Here is a 1,398-nt window from a genome sequence, read left to right as displayed (position 1 = left end):
TTTTAAGACATCAATATCCTCCGAAAGGGATGAGTTGATGTAAGGAGCCGCCAAATTGCTTACTAGTGGGTTCCCCAGATCGTTCAGCAGGCTTTTGATTAGTTCTTTCAGGCGCGCTTTCATTTCCTCGTTGTTCTGTTGGTTGTTTTGGTAGTTCTCGTTTTGGCAAGACATTTTTCTGTACCTCTTTCTTTTTAGGTTGTTTGGATTTCCACATAATGAATTTAGGTATAAAGATCGTAAAGCACGCAATGAGTAACGCTATATGGTCTGCATACTCACTGGCGACACCCGCCACGCCTTCAGACTTCGCCATGATGTTTGCGAGTGGCGTACATATCTGTTCGGCTTCATCGGCGGTTAATGCAAAGTCTTCCATCCCAGGTCGTGCTGCCACGATCGCGCTTGTCGTCAGTAACAGCATTTTCAGCTGGGATGAATCAACATTGCCCGCCGTCTTTTTCTTGGCTGCGCTTTTCTTTTTCGTGCCAGTACCAGGAGGGCGACCGCGTTTCTTTTTCGGCTGTTCCTCCTGGTCACTTCCCGGCACATCTACCATAACCACCCGAGGAGCGTTTTCGCTTTGCTTGGTGCTGGCTGTTCCTCTTCCTCCGGTTCCTCCACTTTTGGCGGTTCCGGTACTGGAATTTCCTGTGCTTGTCCCTGCGGCTGTTCCTTTGTTCCCATCAGGTTTTGGATGTCCTGTAGCAGATTCTTTGCCCATTTTGGCGCGTCCTCCTGTTCCTCTTTTTTCGGTGTTTCTTCAGCAGACGATTTTTCTTCTTTTTCTTCTAGTTCTTTTGGCATAGAAAATAAATCCTCCTTTTGTCCTATTTCTGTTCGATAAATTAAATAATATAGGAACATGTGTTCGATTTCAAGACAAAAAATAAAAATAAATGAATTAATTTCATATTTAATTATTTTTAGGCAAAATAAAAAGCCGGGAAAATGAATTTCCCGACTCTTTTAAAAGTCACACGACACATGCGGACGACTTGTATTTTTAATATAGTCCATATTTCTTTTCTGTCTATTCGTTAGTAAAATTCCCTTGTTTACTTCCTGCTTTAAATCAAAATCGTCAGAACCCATTTTAAGCATAGTAGCAAATTTTCGTCTTTTTAATTCGCCTTTATAAATAGAATAATAGGCTTCTTTTTTCGTTATCATTTCTCCGCGCTCCTGACGCGCCTGTAAGCTTTTTAATTTCTCTAGGATATCATAATATACCCCGCTATTTAATTTCTTGATATACGCGCCGGGAATGCCTTTAAATTTCATTGTCTCCGAACCTTTGACCAAACGATATTGTTTTACTTTGCTTTTTTCGGGATAATTAAATACATTCCGAGAAAAAGAGGATATTTCTTTTTCTATTTCTTCTGGTTTTATTTC

General features: G+C 40.6%; 3 protein-coding genes. All 3 read right to left on the bottom strand.

The window, feature by feature from the left end; genetic code table 11:
• Positions 1–10 precede the first annotated feature (10 nt).
• A complete protein-coding gene (locus tag ACPA54_RS38990) occupies positions 11–565 on the bottom strand; it encodes a hypothetical protein (protein WP_376642749.1) in 555 nt (184 codons plus the stop codon).
• Positions 553–867 (bottom strand): hypothetical protein, encoded by a 315-nt coding sequence (locus tag ACPA54_RS38985; RefSeq protein ID WP_377998110.1) that lies wholly within the window; start codon positions 865–867, stop codon positions 553–555. The genes ACPA54_RS38990 and ACPA54_RS38985 overlap by 13 nt, the downstream gene beginning before the upstream one ends.
• 102 nt (positions 868–969) lie before the next feature.
• Positions 970–1,398 (bottom strand): hypothetical protein (locus ACPA54_RS38980; RefSeq protein ID WP_423537285.1); only part of this gene is annotated, 429 nt, incomplete at its 5' end.

Origin of the sequence: Uniformispora flossi (assembly GCF_049534875.1) — a bacterium.
Taxonomy (GTDB): Bacteria; Actinomycetota; Actinomycetes; order Streptomycetales; family Streptomycetaceae; genus Yinghuangia; species Yinghuangia aomiensis.
This window is presented reverse-complemented; position numbering and strand designations above follow the sequence as displayed.

Bases quoted from the DNA above. Each gene is read 5' to 3' on its own strand.
- ACPA54_RS38985 (WP_377998110.1), bottom strand. From the start codon at position 867: ATGTTCCTATATTATTTAATTTATCGAACAGAAATAGGACAAAAGGAG.